We start from the raw sequence: 19,131 nt of genomic DNA, 5'->3' as shown, positions 1-19,131 counted from the left end.
TTGTTTTATCCGAATATTCATTCCGAAGAAACCGTGTTTCAGACGGCCCCAACGTTAAGGCTCCTTGATGCAGATGCCGCGTTTCAGGCTGCTGTTTTCTAATATTTTATATAAAAATCAGGATTTTATGATGATTGATATTACCTTGCCCGACGGCTCCGTCCGCCAATACGAATCGCCGGTTACTGTGGCGCAGATTGCCGCCTCCATCGGCTCGGGTTTGGCGAAAGCCACTGTGGCGGGCAGAGTAAACGGCGTATTGCGCGATGCGTGTGATCCGATTACCGAAAATGCCGCCGTGCAAATCATCACTCCGAAAGACCCCGAGGGCGTGGAAATTATCCGCCACTCCTGTGCCCATTTGATCGGCCACGCCGTCAAACAGCTTTATCCGCAGGCCAAAATGGTAATCGGCCCCGTGATTGAAGACGGCTTTTATTACGACATCGCTACCGACAAACCGTTTACCCCCGATGATGTCGCCGCCATCGAAGCGCGCATGAAAGAGCTGATTGCCCAAGATTACGATGTTGTCAAAATCATGACACCGCGCGCCGAAGTAGTGAAACAGTTTGCCGAACGCGGTGAAGACTACAAACTGCGCCTGATTGAAGACATGGGCGCGGAAGTTACCGAAATGGGCATGTACCACCATCAGGAATATGTCGATATGTGTCGCGGTCCGCATGTGCCCAATACCCGTTTCCTGAAACATTTCAAACTGACCAAACTGGCCGGTGCGTATTGGCGCGGCGACAGCAACAACGAACAATTGCAGCGCATCTACGGCACGGCATGGGCGAGCAAAGAAGACCTGAAAGCTTATATCCAGCGTATCGAAGAAGCCGAAAAACGCGACCACCGCAAGCTGGGCAGACAGTTGGATTTATTCCATTTGCAGGACGAAGCCCCCGGCATGGTGTTCTGGCACCCGCGCGGCTGGACCTTATGGCAGATTATCGAACAGCATATGCGCCGCGAACTGGAAGCGGCGGGCTACCGCGAAATCAAAACCCCGCTGATGATGGACAAAGCCTTCTGGGAACAATCCGGCCACTGGGAAAATTATCAGGAAAATATGTTTGTTACCGAGTCGGAAAAACGCACCTATGCCGTCAAACCGATGAACTGCCCCGGCCACGTGCAGGTATTCAACCACGCGCTGCGCTCCTACCGCGATTTGCCCATGCGCCTGGCCGAATTCGGCTCCTGCCACCGCAACGAACCTTCCGGCGCATTGCACGGCCTGATGCGTGTGCGCGGCTTTGTGCAGGACGATGCGCATATTTTCTGTACCGAAGAGCAGATAACCCAAGAAGCCCGTGCTTTCAACGAACTGGTGATGAAAATCTACAAACAGTTCGGCTTTGAAAACGTCAGCATCAAACTCTCCCTGCGCCCAGAACAGCGTGCGGGCAGCGACGAGATTTGGGATAAAGCCGAGCAGGGTCTGCGCGACGCGCTTACCGCCTGCGGTGTGGAGTGGGAAGAGTTGCCGGGCGAGGGCGCGTTTTACGGTCCCAAAGTCGAATACCACATCAAAGACGCCATCGGCCGCTCATGGCAGTGCGGCACCATTCAGCTGGACTTCGTCCTGCCCGAACGTCTCGATGCCGAATATGTTACCGAAGACAACGGCCGCGCCCGCCCAGTGATGCTGCATCGCGCCATCTTGGGTTCGCTGGAACGCTTTATCGGCATTCTGATTGAAGAACACGCCGGTTCCTTCCCCCTGTGGCTCGCGCCCGTGCAGATGGTGGTCATGAACATTACCGAAAAACAGGCCGACTACTGCCGCGAAGTGGCCGCAAAACTCAAAGCCGCCGGCCTGCGCGCCGAGCTGGATTTGCGCAACGAAAAAATCGGCTACAAAATCCGCGACAACAGCCAATACCGCTACCCCTACCAAATCGTCGTCGGCGATAAAGAAATGGAAAACGGCCAAGTGGCCGTCCGCCGCAAAGGCGAAGACTTGGGCAGCCTGAACGTGGCCGATTTTATTGCACAGTTGCAGCAGGAATTGCAGACAGCGTAAAGCGGCCGCAGCAGCATAAAAGGCCGTCTGAAAACCTGATAAATTCAGATTTCAGACGGCCTTGAATCCTATCCGATTAAACCGATTCAGAAACAGAGGGGACAAGTATGGCAACCGAACCGAACCGAACCGAACCGAACCGAACCGAACCGAAATTATACATGATTTAGAAAATAATTTCCAACAAAACAGATTATTACAGCTCAAGCAACTTTTCCCCGAAATCTTCTGCGAAAACCAAATCGACTGGGAAAAACTCAAACTCATTCTCGGCGAAGACCATCTCTGCCAAAACGGCGAACGCTACCAACTCAACTGGGCGGGCAAATCCCAAGCCTACCGCGCCTTACAGTCGCCCACCTTCAATACCCTGATTCCCTGCCAAGATGAAAGCGTCAATTTCGACACCACGCAAAACATCTTTATCGAAGCGGAAAATCTGGACGCGCTGAAAATCCTGCAAAGATCCTATGCGGGCAGCGTGAAAATGATCTATATCGACCCGCCCTACAATACGGGTAACGACAGCTTTATCTATCCCGATAAATTCAGCGAAACCCGCGATGCATATGCCCGCCGCGTGAGCGATAAAGATACAGACGGCTACTTAATAAGGGACGGCGTATTTCAAGGTGCGTGGCGCAAAAACAGCAAAGAAAGTGGGCACTATCACAGCAATTGGCTTTCCATGATGTTGCCGCGCTTGCATTTGGCGAAAACGCTGCTGCGCGATGACGGCGTGATTTTTATCAGCATTGACGACAATGAACAGGCACAACTGAAATTGTTGTGTGATGAAATTTTTGGGGCGGAGAATTTTGTCGGCGAATATTTAAAACAATCAAAAGTCGGCGGTGGAAACGATACAAAATTTATCGTGAAAGAACACGAGTTTTGTTTTTGTTATGCAAAAAATATTGAATATTTACAAGAAATGTATATTCAACACAGCCAAGATTATCTTAAACGCTATAAAGAAGAGGACGAAAACGGTAAATATTTTTGGGATACTTTTGCAAGACCAGGTTTGCAATTAAAAAGCGAAGAAAGTCTTGTTTATGGTATTGAATGCCCAGACGGAACGATTTTAACCAAGCGTTGGATACATTCAAAAGAAAGATTTGAACAGGAATACGCAACAGGATTAGTCCGTATTACTCGCAAAAATAATTCAGATGAATGGAGTATTCAATTTAAGCAGTACTTGAATAACAAAGGTAAAACGCCAAGAAGTTTTACAATGGATTTCGGCGGAACAACAGACGGAAATAGTGATTTACAGGATTTATTTGATGCTAAATATTTCAACTATCCTAAATCCGTAAAATTTATTTCTACTTTAATTTCAACAATAAATGATAAAAATTCGTTGATTATGGATTTCTTTTCAGGTAGCGGCACAACCGCCCACGCCGTTATGCAGTTAAACGCCGAAGACGGCGGCAACCGCCGTTTCATCTGCGTGCAGTTGCCCGAAGAAACCGATGAAAAATCCGAAGCCCACAAAGCAGGTTTCGCCACCATCGCCGACATCGCCAAAGAACGCATCCGCCGTGCAGGCAAGCAGATTTCAGACGGCCTGAAAGACGGTCAAAGCGTGGATACGGGTTTTAAAGTGTTCAAACTTCATAAGAGCCATTTCAGGCAATGGCAAAATCCCGAAACCCGTGATGAAGCAGGCTTAACGGCGCAGCTGGCAATCTTTCAAAATATTGTCGATGAAAATGTCCCCGCCGGACATCTGGCCTGTGAACTGGCTTTGCGCTTGGGCTTTCAATTGACCGATCCGATGGCGTTTTCAGACGGCATCGTATGGCTGGACAATGCGGCAGGCACACGCAAAACCGCGCTTTTGTTGGAACATTTCAATGAAAACCTGCTGAACCGCTGTTTAGCAGCATCGCCCGAAACCGTTTTTGCCCTGGACCGCATATTCGGCGGAGACGATGCCGCAAAAACCAACGCCGCCTTGCAATGCCAAGATGCAGGGGTCAGGTTTGAAACACTTTAAGGCCGTCTGAAAAAAGTAGGTCGGATTCTTGAATCCGACATTGGCAGGGTATCGGATTTGTCATACCGGATTTTGCATGACTGTCGGATGCGGAATGTCGGAATTTGCGTGTTTGTCGGATTCGAGAATCCGACCTACGGTGCAGCGTTACAGGCCGTCTGAACAAGGCGGAATCAATGTAGGTCGGATATTCATATCCGACAAAAAAGAATACCTTGCACAGTGTTGATTCGAAATACGGTGTTTGCGTGTTTGTCGGATTCAAGAATCCGACCTACGGGGTGTGGGTACAGTAGGATTCATATCCGACAAAAATTGGTATGGTGCCGGATGGGTGTATCCGCAACATAAGGATGGAAATATGCAGTTGAAATTTGAAATGCTGGCATACCAGCACGATGCCGTCGATGCGGTGGTAAGGTTGTTTGAAGGTGAGCCGAATCACGGCACTGTGTTTGAACTGAATGCGGCAGGTGGCGGCACGGTGGCAGCGAACCGCCTTTTTCTTTCACACACGGATATGGCACGCAATCTGCATGCGGTGCAGCGTGATTTCAGGCAGCCTGAAACCGAATTGGGCGAACACGGCTTGAATTTTTCGGTGGAAATGGAAACGGGTACGGGCAAAACCTATGTTTATTTGCGTACCATTTTTGAGCTGAACCTGCGCTACGGCTGGAAAAAATTTGTGATTGTGGTGCCCAGTGTGGCGATTCGCGAGGGTGTGGTGCAGAGTATCCGCGCTACCCAAGCGCATTTTGGCGTGGAATTTCACCGGCCGGTTTATCAAGCCCGCGTTTACCGCAGCGACCGCCTCAACGATTTGCGCAGTTTTGCAACCGGTTCGCACATCGAAATTTTGCTGATGAATATTGATGCGTTCAAAAAAGACGGCAATGTGATTAACCGCATTAACGAAAGCGGTGCGGCACCGATTGAGTGGGTCAGCGGCACGAATCCGATTGTCATCATCGATGAGCCGCAAAATATGGAAACGGCTTTGGCGCATAAGGCGATTGAAACCCTCAATCCGCTGTTTGTGCTGCGCTACTCGGCCACCCACAAACACGCCTACCACAAAATTTACAGCCTGAACCCGATTGAGGCCTACAACCAAAAACTGGTCAAACAGATTGAAGTCATGCCCGTGTTGGCGAAAAATGATGTGAACGGCGCGTATGCGGCCTTAAAAGAATTTGTGCCGGGCAAAGGCCGTCTGAAAGCCAAAGTGGAAATCCATCATCAGGGTAAAAAAGAAACCAAAAAGAAAACCGTAACGGTGCAGTCGGGCGATGATTTGTTTGAAAAATCAGGCGGCAATGAAAGTTACCGCCACGGTTTTGTCATCAACGGATTAGATGCACAAAACGGCGAAATGGTGTTGTCGGGCGGGCAGATTATCGGTTTGGACGGCAACGGTGATGAGCTGCGCGACGAAGTGATGAAAAAACAGATTGAAGAAACGGTCAAAGAACATCTGAAAAAAGAACGCAAGCTGAAACCGAAGGACATCAAGGTTTTATCGCTGTTCTTTATCGACAAGGTCGCTCACTACCGCAACGGCGGCAAGTTCGCCCGCTGGTTTGAAGAAATTTACGAGCGCGAAACGGGCGAAAGCGCGGCCGGTGTGCACGACGGCTATTTTTCGCAGGACAAAGATACCAAAGGCAACAGCAAGGCCGATGAAGACACCTATGACCTGATTATGCGCGACAAGGAAAAACTCTTGTCCTTCGATTCGCCGCTGCGCTTTATTTTTTCCCACTCCGCGTTGAAAGAGGGTTGGGACAATCCGAACGTATTCCAAATCTGCACGCTCAACGAAACCCAGTCGCCCATCAAAAAACGCCAGGAAATCGGACGCGGTTTGCGTTTGTGTGTCAATCAGCGCGGCGAACGCGTGCGCGATGAAGGCGTGAATATTTTGACCGTGATTGCCAATGAAAGCTACGAAAGTTTCGCCGCCAACCTGCAACAAGAATACCAAGACGAATGCGGCATCACATTCGGCAACGGCGGGGCGAAAAATGCAGCCAAACGCAAGCATCAAACCTACCGGAAAGGTTTTACGCTGGATCCGCTGTTTTTGGAAATCTGGCAGAAATTGCAGCACAACACCCGCTATCAAGTGAACTTCGAACGCAGAAAGCTGATTCAGACGGCCTCTCAATCGCTTAAAAATATGCCGGCTGTAGAAAAACCGCAAATCATAGTGAAAAAAGCGGCGATTCACCAAAACCGAACCGACGGCATTTGGGGCGAAGAAAAAAGCAGCCGCGCCGTACAGGCCGATATGGCGTGGGAGATTCCCGATGTGCTGCATGAAATCCAAAAGAAAACCCGCTTAACCCGCCAAACCGTCTTCGAGATTTTGCAGCAATCGGGCCGCATCGGCGAGATTGGCAACAACCCGCAGCGTTTTATCGATTTGGCGGCCGAAAAAATTCAGACGGCTCTGCATGGTTTGATGATTGAAGGCATCGAATATTTCAAACGGTCCGAAGCGGAAAACGGCTACGCGCAAAGTCTCGCACGTTGGCAGGAATTGGAGCGAAACGGTACCGAGTTTTTCTTGAACGAATATACATTTGCAATCAATCAGGAAAACGGAGGGAAAAAAGCCAAAACCATTTTTGCCGACTATATCGCGCTGGATTCGCAAACCGAAAAAACCTTCGCCGCCGCCTGCGAAAGCCGTGATGATGTGCTGCTGTATTTCAAGCTGCCTTCATGGTTCACAATCCCCACACCCATCGGCAACTACAATCCCGACTGGGCTTTGGTGTTGGAAAACCGGGAAAAAGTGTATTTTGTCGCCGAAACCAAAAACACAGGCAAAGGCATTCAAGACGGGGTGGATTTGGGCAAATTGCGTGAAAGCGAACAGCAGAAAATTGCCTGTGCGGAAAAACACTTTGCCGTACTGGACGGAATCGGTTACAAAGTGGTCGGCAAACTGTCCGAAATCTGAACGCCCGGCCGCATCCGATCCGGCCTGAGTGCTTGTCGAGTCTTTCAGGCTGTCTGTATCCGACAGACAGGGCGAACCCGAGGCCGCCTGAATCGGATAAGGCATTTCAAGTTTCTTAAAAACCGTTTACAATAGCGGAATTTTTCAGCGGGGCTGTTGCCAGATGATTCAGACGGCCTCTAAATAAAGCAATCCGATACGGGAGAATTATCATCGCACAAGAACGCGAAGCACGCATCAACGGCGAAATTACGGCCAAAGAAGTGCGTTTAATCAGTGGAGCCGGCGAGCAGCTCGGTGTGGTACCGCTCAAAGAGGCCTTGGGCTTGGCTGAAGAGCAGGATGTGGATCTGGTGGAGATTTCGCCGACTGCCAAACCGCCGGTCTGTAAATTGATGGATTTCGGCAAGTTCAAATACGAGCAGGCGAAAAAGCGCGACGAAGCCAAGAAAAAGCAGAAGCAGGTGCAGATTAAAGAAATCAAATTCCGTCCGGGTACGGACGAGGGCGATTATCAGATCAAGATGCGCAACATCAACCGTTTTTTGGCAGACGGCGACAAAGTGAAAGTTACCCTGCGTTTCCGCGGCCGCGAGATGGCACATCAGCAGTTGGGCGCACAATTGTTGGAGCGCATCAAAGAAGAGTTGGCCGAAGTGGCTGTGGTGGAGTCGTTTCCGAAAATGGAAGGCCGCCAGATGGTGATGATGATTGCGCCGAAAAAGAAGTAGGCGTATAATCCCGTATTTCGCCGTTTTGCCGCGCGGCGGAATGTGATTTCAGCGGCAGAAAATCGTGGCATTCGGGTTTCAAGCACTGTTCAACAGTCCCCTTATGCCTTATCTAATAAATAACGGAGTTTTTCCATGCCGAAAATGAAAACCAAGTCGAGCGCGAAAAAACGCTTTAAAGTACTGGGTAACGGTGGTGTCAAACGCGCCCATGCGTTTAAACGCCATATTCTGACCAAGAAAACCACCAAAAACAAACGCCAGCTGCGCGGTACCGCTATGGTTCACGAGCGCGATTTGGCTGCTGTTGCCAAAATGTTGCCCTACGCTTAAAGGAGTTTAGAATATGCCACGCGTAAAACGCGGTGTAACCGCACGTGCCCGTCATAAAAAAGTATTAGCGTTAGCCAAAGGCTACCGCGGTCGTCGTAAAAACGTTTACCGTGTTGCCAAACAGGCGGTGATGAAGGCCGGTCAATATGCCTACCGCGACCGCCGTCAGCGCAAACGCCAGTTCCGCCAATTGTGGATTGTGCGTATCAATGCCGGTGCACGCGAAAACGGTTTGTCTTACAGCAAATTCATGAACGGCCTGAAACGCGCCGCCATTGAAATCGACCGCAAAGTATTGGCTGATCTGGCTGTTTTCGACAAAGCCGCTTTTGCCCAATTGGTTGAAAAAGCCAAAACTGCTTTGGCTTGATTCAATATCAGGCAGACAGTTTGAAATACATGGAAGGAAACCCTTGGCGGTTTCCTTTTTTTATTTATCAGGTAGATATAATGCACCCGGGAATTTGGCATATAGGACTGCGGACGCCGGTTTTACGGACCGCGGTGAAAGCAAAAAAGGCGGCCTTAGGCCGCCTGAAACAGTCAATCAGTATTTTGATCCTAAAATTTTACCTGTGGCTTCGGAAGCTCTCATGCCTGCTTCCATTTTGGCCCGGGTAACGGCCGAATTTTTGGCGGCCGTGCCGATGCCGCGCAATTCGGTTACCGGATTGGCACAGCCGGTTAAAGAGAGTGCGGCAAGGGTGAAAATGCCTGCCCATAATGTTTTCATGTTCATGGAAAATCCTTATCAAATTATCAGCTGGTCAAATTGTTCAATGAAAATTAAAATGGACCTTTGTCGGGTTTTCGGCCTGTTGATTGACGGGTTGCGGCGGGGTAAACAAAGGAGGTGTCGGGCAAGCGGGAAAATCGGCAGGTTGGATCAGCTGTGTCGGCTATTCCCCTAACAATTTATGCTTGTTATGCTTTCTGTATCCGGACTATTTGGGCGCATTCGGCATAAGAGCCTGTAATAGATAAGGCCGTCTGAAAACCGCTATCGGCATTTTCAGACGGCCTTTGGTGCAGGTATGCGTTTCAGTCTTTGGGCGGCAGGCCGAAATGGCGGTAACAGATTTCGGCAGCCATGCGGCCGCGCGGGGTGCGCTGTAAAAAACCTTGTTGAATTAAGTAGGGTTCGATAACGTCTTCGATGGTATCGGTCGATTCGCCGATGGCGGCGGCGATATTTTCCAAGCCTACAGGGCCGCCGCCGAATTTGTGCAGAACGGCTTCGAGAAATTTCCTGTCCATCACGTCCAGCCCGACGGCATCGACATCGAGCATGGAGAGGGCGGCATCGGCGGTTTCGGCACTGATGCGGCCGTTGCCTTTGACTTCGGCATAATCGCGTACGCGGCGCAGCAGGCGGTTGGCGATGCGCGGTGTGCCCCGGCTGCGGCGGGCAATTTCCAGCGCACCTTCTGTACCCATATCCAATTGCAGCAGTTGTGCCGAGCGTGCCACGATGGTGGCCAGATCGGGCGTTTCGTAAAATTCCAGCCGCGAAATGATGCCGAAACGGTCGCGCAGCGGGTTGGTCAGCATACCGGCGCGGGTGGTGGCACCCACCAAAGTAAACGGCGGCAGGTCGATTTTTACCGAGCGGGCGGCGGGTCCTTCGCCGATCATAATGTCGAGCTGGTAGTCTTCCAGCGCGGGATAGAGAATTTCTTCCACCACGGGGCTTAACCGGTGGATTTCGTCGATAAACAGCACATCGTGCGGTTCGAGATTGGTGAGCAGGGCGGCCAAATCGCCTGCGCGTTCCAAAACGGGGCCGCTGGTTTGGCGCAGATTGACCCCCAGTTCTTTTGCGATGATGTGTGCCAGCGTGGTTTTGCCCAAGCCCGGCGGGCCGAACAGCAGGGTGTGGTCGAGTGCCTCGCCGCGCTTTTTCGCCGCCGCGATAAAAATGGCCAGCTGCTCTTTGGCTTTGGTTTGGCCGATGTAGTCGGCCAGCGTTTTCGGGCGCAGCGCGCGTTCGAGCAACTCTTCTTGGGCAGAGAGGCTGTGGGCGGTGATGACGCGCTGCGGTTGGGCGGCGGTAAGGTTGTCGGTGTGCAGCATGGCGGAAAAATCAAAGGCAAAGCGTTATGATACCTGAAATCTTGTGCCGCTTCTGCTACAATCGCCGCCTAACCGAAACCCGCGTCCGGCAGGCCGTCTGAAAACGCTGTTTTGCCGCCGCGCATGAAAAGGAATTCTGCGATGAGCAAAAAACGTGTCCTGACCGGTGTTACCACCACCGGCATTCCGCATTTGGGCAATTATGCCGGTGCCATCCGTCCCGCCATCCGTGCCACACAGGCGGCCGATACCGAATCGTTTCTGTTTTTGGCCGACTACCACGGCATCATCAAATGCCACGATCCGCAGATGATTCACGAATCGACCCGTGCCGTGGCCGCCACTTGGCTGGCCTGCGGCCTCAATCCCGAGCGAACCACGTTTTACCGCCAAAGCGATATTCCCGAAATTTTGGAATTGAACTGGATTCTGACCTGTATCACGGCCAAAGGCCTGATGAACCGCGCCCATGCGTATAAAGCCGCCGTGCAGGCCAATTTGGACAACGGGCAGGACGATCAGGACCATCAAATCGAAATGGGTCTGTACAGCTATCCCGTGCTGATGACGGCCGATATTCTGATGTTCCGGGCCAACGATGTGCCGGTGGGGCGCGACCAGATTCAGCACGTGGAGATGGCGCGCGATATTGCCGCCCGCTTCAACCACCGCTTCGGCCGCGAGCTGTTCGTGCTGCCCGAAGCCAAGATTGACGAAGGCGTGGAACTGCTGGTGGGCTTGGACGGGCGCAAAATGTCGAAAAGCTACGGCAACACGATTCCGCTGTTTGAAGACAGCAAGAAGCTGCAAAAATCGGTAAACAAAATCGTGACCAACCTGAAAGAGCCGGGCGAGCCGAAGCAGCCCGATGAAAGCCCGCTGTTCGAGATTTACAAAGCCTTTGCCACGCCGGAAGAAACCGCCGAATTTACCCGGATGTTGGCCGACGGTCTGGCATGGGGCGAGGCGAAAAAACTGCTGGGCGCGAAGTTGGACGCGGAATTGGCACCCAAGCGCGAAATTTACCGGCAATTGATGGACAACCCCGGCCGAATCGAAGATATTTTACAGGCGGGTGCACAGAAAGCCCGTGCGCAGGCACGCGGATTGTTGGACGAAGTACGCGATGCCGTGGGCATACGCAGCCTGAAAACGGCTTAAAGGCCGTCTGAAAATCCGATAAACGCCGTTTTCAGACGGCCTCCCGATCAATATAAGGAACAGATGATGAGCGGACAGAAAACTTGGTCCGGCCGTTTTAACGAGCCGGTGAGCGAATTGGTCAAAAAATACACCGGTTCGGTCGATTTCGATCAACGCTTGGCCAAATGGGATATTCAAGGCTCGCTGGCACACGCCGGCATGCTGCATCAGGCGGGCGTATTGAGTGCGCAGGATTTGGCGGCAATTCAGAACGGCATGGCCGAGATTCTGGCAGACATTGAAGCCGGCCATATGCCGTGGTCGCTGGATTTGGAAGATGTGCATATGAATATCGAACGCCGTCTGACCGACAAAATCGGCGACGCGGGCAAACGCCTGCACACCGGCCGCAGCCGCAACGACCAAGTCGCCACCGATATCCGTCTGTGGCTGCGCGACCAAATCAGCGGTATTCAGCACTTAATCCGCGACCTGCAAAGTGCATTGGTGGATTTGGCCGACCAAAATGCCGAAGTCGTCATGCCGGGATTTACCCATCTGCAAGTGGCGCAGCCGGTGAGTTTCGGCCATCATATGCTGGCTTATGTGGAAATGCTCGGCCGCGATTTCGAGCGCATGGCCGACTGCCGCAAACGGGTAAACCGTATGCCTTTGGGTGCGGCCGCGCTGGCGGGCACCACGTATCCGATCCGCCGTGAAATTACCGCCGACCTGCTCGGTTTCGAGCAAATCTGCCAGAACTCGCTCGATGCTGTGTCCGACCGCGATTTTGCCGTGGAATTTACCGCTGCCGCCTCTTTGGTAATGGTGCATTTGAGCCGTTTGAGCGAAGAGCTGATTGTATGGATGAGCCCGCGCTTTGGCTTTATCGATATTGCCGACCGCTTCTGTACCGGCTCTTCGATTATGCCGCAAAAGAAAAACCCCGATGTGCCGGAATTGGTGCGCGGCAAAAGCGGGCGCGTCATCGGCCATCTGACCGCGCTTCTGATGCTGATGAAGGCACAGCCTCTGGCGTACAACAAAGACAATCAGGAAGACAAAGAACCGCTGTTCGACACCGTGGATACGCTGATCGACACCCTGCGCATTTATGCCGATATGATGCGCGGCGTAACCGTCAAACCTGAAAATATGCGTGCAGCCGTGATGCAGGGTTTTGCCACCGCCACCGATTTGGCCGACTATCTGGTGAAAAAAGGCATGCCCTTCCGCGATTCGCACGAAGTTGTCGCTTTGGCTGTACGCCATGCCGATCAGGAGGGAGTGGATTTGAGCGATCTGCCGATTGAGGTACTGCGCGGTTTTTCGGATTTGATTACTGAAGACGTTTATGGCGTACTGACACCGGAAGGCAGTCTCAACGCCCGCAACCATTTGGGCGGCACCGCCCCCGAGCAGGTGCGCTTTCAAGTGCAACGCTGGCGCAAATTATTGGCGTAATACAGATTGCTGAGTTCTATTCAGTATGACAGTTTGAAAAAAAGCAGACTTCATCAATCGAGCCGTCCGGAAACTGGTTTCGGACGGCTCAATCTATTCCGCTATTTTGATTCAATCTTTTTTGACTAACTGATTCAAGGACACTTGTCATGCTTCGGAAATTTTTCCCATCACATCAATGGAAACCGCGCGGCTGCCTTTTTCCATTTCATTGATATAGGTTTTACTGACATCTGTTTCAAAGGCCGATTCTTCCTGCGACATTTTTTTAAGCTGTCTCAGCTGGCGCATATTTTGGGCAAAAATCAGGCGGTAATATTTTCATCAATCGGGATATCAAATAGAAAGGGGAATTATGCTGGAAGATGATGCGCAAAAAGCAGGAGCTATTTCAGGTAGGGTGGCGGTATGGCTGCTGGTATTGCCATTACAGCTGCTGCGCCGCTTATGGTACATACTAAATACCTCATAGTTTAGCAAAGGAAATAACAACGCAGAAGAATCGCAAATCAGCTCATTTTTTGGCTCACCTCCCAGCATACCATGAAAAACTAATTATGCGTTGTGCAGACAAACGGCGTGTTTAGCTCGCCTTGATACAGAAAATGAAAATGCACAATATCCGCCCAGCCATCAACTTGTGCCTCGATGGGTTTTGAATCATCAAAGTGTATGGCATCGGGCCGCCTTGTAGGCAACGTTTGACAAATGGGTACAAAATCATCAAAATGGCATGATTTTATAAATAAATCAAATCATTAAGCGGATAAATTTTATGAAAAACTACGTCATCAGCCTGACAAGCTCGCACGAACGCCGTCAGCACATTTGTGATGAATTTGGCAAACAAGGCATTGCATTTGAGTTTTTTGATGCCATCACACCCAGCCAAGTACCGCTTTTAGCCAAGCAATTCGGTCTTGATATTCAAGGTGCAAATCTGACCGCAGGCGAGCTGGCTTGTCTATTTAGTCATTTAAGTTTGTGGCAGCACTGTATTGATACTCATCTTGAGCATATCGCCATTTTTGAAGATGATATTTATCTTGGAGATAATGCTGCCCAAATCCTCGCCCAAGATAACTGGCTTGATGCCGCCATTGATGTTGTCAAACTTGAATTTTTTAACCCCCAAGTGCTGATGCAAAAACAGCGGCTGCCCGTTCATGATGGCAGAGTTTTACGAAAGCTGCAGCAGTGCCATGCAGGGACAGCCGGCTATATTTTAAGCCGGCAGGCTTGTCGTGATTTATTGGCAATTGCCAAAACACGGCAACCGATAGTCGTTGATCACTTCTTATTTGAATTTGCACTAGATAAGCTCAATGTCTACCAACTCACGCCCGCTTTGTGTATACAATCAGACAGAACCAATCTGCTGCCCAACAAACAACATTTTCAAATCTACACCAGCAATCTGGAACAAGACCGAAGAGTCAGATTTAACCGGCAAGCAGCCTTGGAACAATCCACAAAGCCAAAACCTACTCTAATTTACAAAATCAAGCGGGAACTGATGCGTGTGCTGAAACAGATATTGAACATAAAAAGCAAAATCACACATCGTGTTGGTTTTCGTTAAATCGGCATATCCATAAACCTGATTTTAAGCTGGTTGATTGGATATTTGATTAACTCTTAATCGATTGGGGTATCAGATGAGTCTCTTTGGTAAAATCTTTTTCTTATGGAAAAAATCGGAAAGATGGCGGGCATGACCATCACTATCATACAGGTATCGATCGGACACCGGCACAAAAAAACGGTGATAAGAGCCGAGGTCAGATTCCGAAAAATAAGATTTTTTGAGCAATACCTTAAAAGCCGTCTGAAAACGATACGGTGTTTTCAGACGGCCTTTTTGACGGCAAAGGAATTCAGCGGCTCATCACGTCCACGCCTTTGGGCGGGGTAAAGCGGAATTGCGAGGCCGACAGGTTGGGTTGCGTGTTCAGGTTGGCAAATCGGATTTGTGTGCGGTTGCCGAAGCTGTCCTGCAACTGCATGGCGGCCAGTTGGCCGTCTTTGAAGCCGATGCGGATCGATTTATAGCCCGCATTGCTGCTTTTGGGCGTGGCCAGCACATAATCGACACCGTCGGTTGAGCCGTCTTCTTTCAGGGTGTAGCCGGTATCCAATGCGGATTTATCGGCCAGAATGGCGGCGGGGCTGCTGCCGATGGCCTGTTTCTGGTCGGATTTGACGGCCTGTTTCAGTTCGGCATCATAGTGCCAAACCGTTTTGCCGTCGCCGATAATCAGCTGTCTGCCCGGGCGGGTATATTCCCATTTGAAGAGGCCGGGGCGTTGGATTTGAAACGTGCCGGACGAAGTCTGCGTGCGTTTTTTGTTTTGGACGGTTTGCGTGAAACTGCCACTCAGGCCGTCTGCATCGGCATTGAATGTTTTCAGTGCATCGACGGCACCGGCCTGCGCGGTACTGAAAGCGGCGGCCAGCGCGGCGGCGGTCAGCAGTTGGGTAAAAGCAGGGTGTCGCATCATGATTCCTTTCGTTTCTGACGATGGGCGGCAGTATAGGGATTTTGCCGTATACGGCAAGGGGCGGGGGCGGCAGCTAATTTGTGTAAACTGTATCAAGTCCGTGAAAACGTGGCGGCTTTTGCGTTTGGACCGCCGGAATATTGACATTTATTTAAACCGCAGGCCGTCTGAAAAGCGTGATTTTATCATTTTCTTGACAGAAAGTTTTACCGGCACCGCCTTTGACGGCAGTCAAGACGAGGACTTGGGCACAGACAGAGTCGGGTTCTTTGGGTTGTAACGGATAATAAATAAAGGAATTCGAACCGGGCTGAACCGGTCATCCTGACTGCGGTTCAAAAGCACTGTGAAGTTTTGTGAAGTTCCTTCGGACCTGTAATATATAAGGCTTTGTGCTATGCTTGGCGGCGAAAGGAAATCCCCATGAAGGCTGTTTATGCCGATATTCTGACTGCATTGCTCTGCCGCGATGCCGATGAAAAATGCCGTTTGGCCGGGCAGCTGCGGCCGTTGGCGGCGGAGATCCGCTCAGGCCGCGATGCCGAGACGGCGGCGGCCGATTTCCGCTATGCGGGGCTGCCCGACGGTTTGGTGCTGGTGCCGCCCTCGGCGGTTACCCCGCGCAAAATGAATACGCCCGAAGGCTATGCCGCCATGCTGCACGCCATCTGCCATATCGAATTTAACGCAGTCAATCTCGCGCTGGACGCGGCCTACCGTTTCCGCCGTCTGCCGGTTGCGTTTACCCGCGACTGGCTGACGGTGGCCGCCGAAGAAGCGCGGCATTTTTCAGCGATGCGCGACCGCCTGCGCGCACACGGCTTCGACTACGGCGATTTTGAGGCACACGGCCATTTGTGGGATATGGCCTACAAAACCGCTTACGACCCGCTGCTGCGTATGGCGTTGGTGCCGCGCGTACTGGAAGCGCGCGGGTTGGACGTTACCCCCGCCATCCGCGCCAAGGTGGCGCAAAAGGGCGACACGGCCACCTGCGGGGTGCTGGACATGATTTACCGCGACGAAGTCGGCCATGTCCAAACCGGCAATCATTGGTATCAATATCTGTGCCGCGAACGCGGGCTGGAACCGATGGCGCTGTTCCGCCGTCTGCTGTCGCGCTACGATCTGTTTATTTTCCGCGGCTATGTCAATCTGGACGCGCGCGAGCGGGCGGGTTTCAGCCGTTTTGAAATGGCGGTGTTGGAGAACTTTGAGCAGAGCCTGCAACACGGGAAAACGGCGCGGAGCGCTTTCTGATAAAATAGCCCGCCTGCCGTTGCGGGCTTACCGTGCTGCGGCAGAACGTTTATGGCCGCCAAAGGCCGTCTGAATCCCGCCGTTGCGCGTGTTTGGCCTTGGCGGGAAATGTGCCGAAGCGTTTCCCGACGGTCCGGCTTTCGGCAAAATCTGTCCAACGGCCAATATTCGGCGGCAACCGTTTGACGGCATCACGATTTCAGACGGCCGTTTAAAGGAAAACAATGGAAATACAGGCAGTTTTATTCGATTTGGACGGCACGCTGGCCGATACCGCGCCGGATTTGGGCGGCGCGCTCAACCGTCTGCTGGCCAAAAAAGGCCTGCCGCCGCAAAGCATGGCGGCCATACGGCCGGTGGCCAGCCACGGCGCGGCGGGGCTGATTATGCTGGGTGCAGGCATCGGCAAAGACCATGCCGATTATGCGGCATGGCGGGCGGAGTATCTGGCCGAATACGGACAATGCTTCGACCGCGATACGGTATTGTTCGAGGGCGTGGCAGAAGTATTGGCCGGGCTGGCGGCACGCGGTATCCGCTGGGGCATTATCACGAATAAGCCCGCGGCGTTTACCGACCGTCTGGTACCGCATCTGGCGTTTGAGCCGCCGCCAGAAGTGGTGGTCAGCGGTGATACCTGCGGCGAAGCCAAGCCTTCGGTCAAACCCATGCTGTATGCCTGCGCCCAACTGGGTATTGCGCCGCAGTACTGCCTGTATGTGGGTGATGCCGAGCGCGATATGCAGGCCGGACGCGCTGCCGGTATGCGGACGGTTCTGGCCGGCTGGGGCTATATCGCCGATAGCGACGATACGGACAGCTGGCCGGCTGACGATTACGCCGCCGTGCCTCTGGCACTGCTCGGTTTGGCAGACCGCATCAACGGCCGCTGAATATTCGGCCGTCGGTATTCGATGGGATTGAGGAAGGGAATGGAAGATGCAGCGTTTTAAAATTTGGGATTTGCCCACGCGCCTGTTTCACTGGCTGCTGGCGGCGGGATTTGCCTTTATGTGGTTCAGTGCCGAAACCGGCGGCAATTGGCTGGCTTGGCATATCCGCATCGGTTCTCTGCTGTTCGGGCTGCTGGTTTTCCGTATCTGCTGGGGTATTTGGGGCAGCGACACCGCCCGTTTCCGCCAATTTGTCCGTCCCGGCCGTATTGCGGCTTATCTGCGCGGCCAAGTCGGCGAAAGCGAACAGCCGGGACACAATCCGCTGGGGGCGATGATGGTGCTGGCTTTGCTGGCGGCTTTGGCTGTCCAGCTGGTCAGCGGGCTGTTTGCCGCCGATGAAAATACGTTTATCCACAACGGCTACCTCAACGGCTTGGTCAGCGAGACCGCCGGCAGTGCGATGCGTTCGCTGCATATGGCGTTTTTCAATGTTCTGCTGACACTGGTTGCCGTGCATATCGCTGCGGTGGCGGTGTACCGTTTGGTGAAAAAGCAGAATCTGGTAACGCCGATGATCAGCGGCTATAAATTCCTGCCCGCTGCGCCGAAACTGCGGTTTGCCGGTGCCGGTGCTTTTCTGGCCGCCGCCGCCGTTGCTGTGGCGGCGGTGTATGCGCTGTATCAGGTATAAGCGTTTGACGGCCTGCCTGTATGTCTGCTACCCGCTGTGGCGGTTCAGCCACTCCAAAGCCAGCGGCCAGAGTGCCACGCTGCTGCTGCGGCTGAAAAATTTCATGTGGCCGATGCTTTCCAGGCCGTAATCGGCCGGGTTCAGAAACACCAGATCCGGCGACAGGCGGGCAAATACCGCAGCCATATCGTATACATTGGCGGCCACGGCTATATCGTCGTCGGTGGCGGTCAGCCACAGGGCGGGAACGGCGAGCGTGTCATATTGATGCTGCCGGATACGGCTGCCGAAATCGGTTTGTGCATAACCGCGCCCGTTGCACCAATGCCGCCAGTCCGCCGCCACCTGTTTGGGCAGAGGGCCGCCCATGCCGAGTTTGTCGGTTTGCGCATAGCCCGACAGCACATTGGACAACGGGATAAAGACATTCATAAAAAAACGGGCTTTGAGGCCGTACCAGCCCTTCATATTGGCCAGACAGCCCGATGAGCAGCCGACAGCAAACAGGGAAGCGAGACGGTGGGCATTGTCCATCAGTCCGACAAGCTGCGCCCCTGCGCTGTGGCCGATCAGGTGGCAGGGCAGGGCGGGGTAACGCTTCATCAGCGTATCCAGTGCGGCAGCCATATCCAGCCGCCCCCAATCGACCAGTGATGCCGTATGGCCTTTCAGACGGCCGTGCAGCGATTCCCCGATGCCGCGGTTGTCGAACGTGAGTACGGCAAAACCGTTTTGCGCCAGATATTCGGCAAACGGACGGTAAAAGCGTTGGGTAATGCCTGTGGCGGGAGCGATCATCACAGTGGCGCGTGGCGGTTGTCCGGGTATATGCCAAGATGCGGCCAACGGATAACCGTCGGCACAGGAAAACGTGAAAGGTTCATACGGCATCGTTTGCTCCTCAATTTTCAAATGGGTTTTCAGACGGCATCCAGATATACGGATATCGGGCGTTCTGCCGGAATTTCACAGACGGCCTGTTCACGGCCTGATGTTTCCGGCTATCAGGCAGCTGCTGCAAA

17 protein-coding genes are annotated in these 19,131 nt (G+C 52.5%); 12 read left to right on the top strand and 5 right to left on the bottom strand.

The window, feature by feature from the left end; translation table 11 throughout:
- Positions 1-130: 130 nt before the first annotated feature.
- The 6 genes from thrS to rplT all read left to right on the top strand — a co-directional run bounded on the left by thrS (position 131) and on the right by rplT (position 8,451).
- Entirely contained in the window at positions 131-2,035 is a 1,905-nt protein-coding gene (gene thrS, locus ORY85_RS03090; RefSeq protein WP_274571627.1) for a threonine--tRNA ligase, read from the top strand.
- Between the two features lie 61 nt (positions 2,036-2,096).
- Positions 2,097-4,046 (top strand): site-specific DNA-methyltransferase, encoded by a 1,950-nt coding sequence (locus ORY85_RS03085; protein WP_274571503.1) that lies wholly within the window; start codon positions 2,097-2,099, stop codon positions 4,044-4,046.
- 361 nt (positions 4,047-4,407) lie between these two features.
- Positions 4,408-7,017, top strand: coding sequence for a DEAD/DEAH box helicase family protein (locus ORY85_RS03080; protein WP_274571502.1), 2,610 nt, complete (start codon positions 4,408-4,410; stop codon positions 7,015-7,017).
- Positions 7,018-7,226: 209 nt separating this feature from the next.
- Entirely contained in the window at positions 7,227-7,748 is a 522-nt protein-coding gene (infC, locus tag ORY85_RS03075) for a translation initiation factor IF-3 (protein WP_338578460.1), read from the top strand.
- A gap of 135 nt (positions 7,749-7,883) precedes the next feature.
- A complete protein-coding gene (gene rpmI / locus ORY85_RS03070) occupies positions 7,884-8,081 on the top strand; it encodes a 50S ribosomal protein L35 (RefSeq protein WP_274571501.1) in 198 nt (65 codons plus the stop codon).
- Between the two features lie 13 nt (positions 8,082-8,094).
- On the top strand, positions 8,095-8,451 hold the full coding sequence (gene rplT, locus ORY85_RS03065) for a 50S ribosomal protein L20 (RefSeq protein WP_004284179.1): 357 nt from the start codon (positions 8,095-8,097) through the stop codon (positions 8,449-8,451).
- Positions 8,452-8,628: 177 nt separating this feature from the next.
- Here the strand turns inward: rplT and ORY85_RS03060 are convergent, their stop codons facing one another.
- Together ORY85_RS03060 and ruvB are read right to left on the bottom strand one after the other, a co-directional pair.
- Complete coding sequence (locus ORY85_RS03060) at positions 8,629-8,820, bottom strand: hypothetical protein (RefSeq protein WP_274571500.1); 192 nt, start codon at positions 8,818-8,820, stop codon at positions 8,629-8,631.
- A gap of 302 nt (positions 8,821-9,122) precedes the next feature.
- Positions 9,123-10,154, bottom strand: a complete 1,032-nt coding sequence (gene ruvB, locus ORY85_RS03055) for a Holliday junction branch migration DNA helicase RuvB (protein WP_274571499.1) — start codon at positions 10,152-10,154, stop codon at positions 9,123-9,125.
- 141 nt (positions 10,155-10,295) lie between these two features.
- Between ruvB and trpS the strand changes: the two genes are divergently transcribed.
- Together trpS and argH are read left to right on the top strand one after the other, a co-directional pair.
- On the top strand, positions 10,296-11,315 hold the full coding sequence (trpS, locus tag ORY85_RS03050; RefSeq protein ID WP_274571498.1) for a tryptophan--tRNA ligase: 1,020 nt from the start codon (positions 10,296-10,298) through the stop codon (positions 11,313-11,315).
- Positions 11,316-11,381: 66 nt separating this feature from the next.
- On the top strand, positions 11,382-12,761 hold the full coding sequence (gene argH / locus ORY85_RS03045) for an argininosuccinate lyase (protein ID WP_274571497.1): 1,380 nt from the start codon (positions 11,382-11,384) through the stop codon (positions 12,759-12,761).
- 147 nt (positions 12,762-12,908) lie between these two features.
- Here argH and ORY85_RS03040 read toward each other — a convergent pair whose 3' ends face one another.
- A complete protein-coding gene (locus ORY85_RS03040) occupies positions 12,909-13,052 on the bottom strand; it encodes a helix-turn-helix transcriptional regulator (protein ID WP_274571496.1) in 144 nt (47 codons plus the stop codon).
- A gap of 484 nt (positions 13,053-13,536) precedes the next feature.
- Here ORY85_RS03040 and ORY85_RS03035 point away from each other — a divergent pair, with 484 nt between their 5' ends.
- On the top strand, positions 13,537-14,343 hold the full coding sequence (locus ORY85_RS03035) for a glycosyltransferase family 25 protein (protein ID WP_274571495.1): 807 nt from the start codon (positions 13,537-13,539) through the stop codon (positions 14,341-14,343).
- A 295-nt stretch (positions 14,344-14,638) separates the two neighbouring features.
- Here the strand turns inward: ORY85_RS03035 and lolA are convergent, their stop codons facing one another.
- Positions 14,639-15,262 carry an outer membrane lipoprotein chaperone LolA gene (gene lolA / locus ORY85_RS03030; RefSeq protein ID WP_405030340.1) on the bottom strand — a complete coding sequence of 208 codons (624 nt, stop codon included), beginning with the start codon at positions 15,260-15,262 and terminating at the stop codon, positions 14,639-14,641.
- 423 nt (positions 15,263-15,685) lie between these two features.
- Between lolA and ORY85_RS03025 the strand changes: the two genes are divergently transcribed.
- The 3 genes from ORY85_RS03025 (at position 15,686) to ORY85_RS03015 (ending at position 18,109) form a co-directional block, all read left to right on the top strand.
- Positions 15,686-16,522 (top strand): ferritin-like domain-containing protein, encoded by an 837-nt coding sequence (locus ORY85_RS03025; protein WP_274571494.1) that lies wholly within the window; start codon positions 15,686-15,688, stop codon positions 16,520-16,522.
- A gap of 224 nt (positions 16,523-16,746) precedes the next feature.
- The gene (locus ORY85_RS03020) at positions 16,747-17,415 is read left to right on the top strand and encodes an HAD family hydrolase (protein ID WP_274571493.1); all 669 of its coding nucleotides are present in this window, start codon (positions 16,747-16,749) and stop codon (positions 17,413-17,415) included.
- Positions 17,416-17,461: 46 nt separating this feature from the next.
- Entirely contained in the window at positions 17,462-18,109 is a 648-nt protein-coding gene (locus ORY85_RS03015) for a cytochrome b/b6 domain-containing protein (protein WP_274571492.1), read from the top strand.
- A 27-nt stretch (positions 18,110-18,136) separates the two neighbouring features.
- Here ORY85_RS03015 and ORY85_RS03010 read toward each other — a convergent pair whose 3' ends face one another.
- Positions 18,137-19,000 (bottom strand): alpha/beta fold hydrolase, encoded by an 864-nt coding sequence (locus tag ORY85_RS03010; RefSeq protein WP_274571491.1) that lies wholly within the window; start codon positions 18,998-19,000, stop codon positions 18,137-18,139.
- Between the last annotated feature and the right edge of the window lie 131 nt (positions 19,001-19,131).

Source organism: Neisseria leonii (assembly GCF_028776105.2).
Taxonomy (GTDB): domain Bacteria; phylum Pseudomonadota; class Gammaproteobacteria; order Burkholderiales; family Neisseriaceae; genus Neisseria; species Neisseria leonii.
This window is presented reverse-complemented; position numbering and strand designations above follow the sequence as displayed.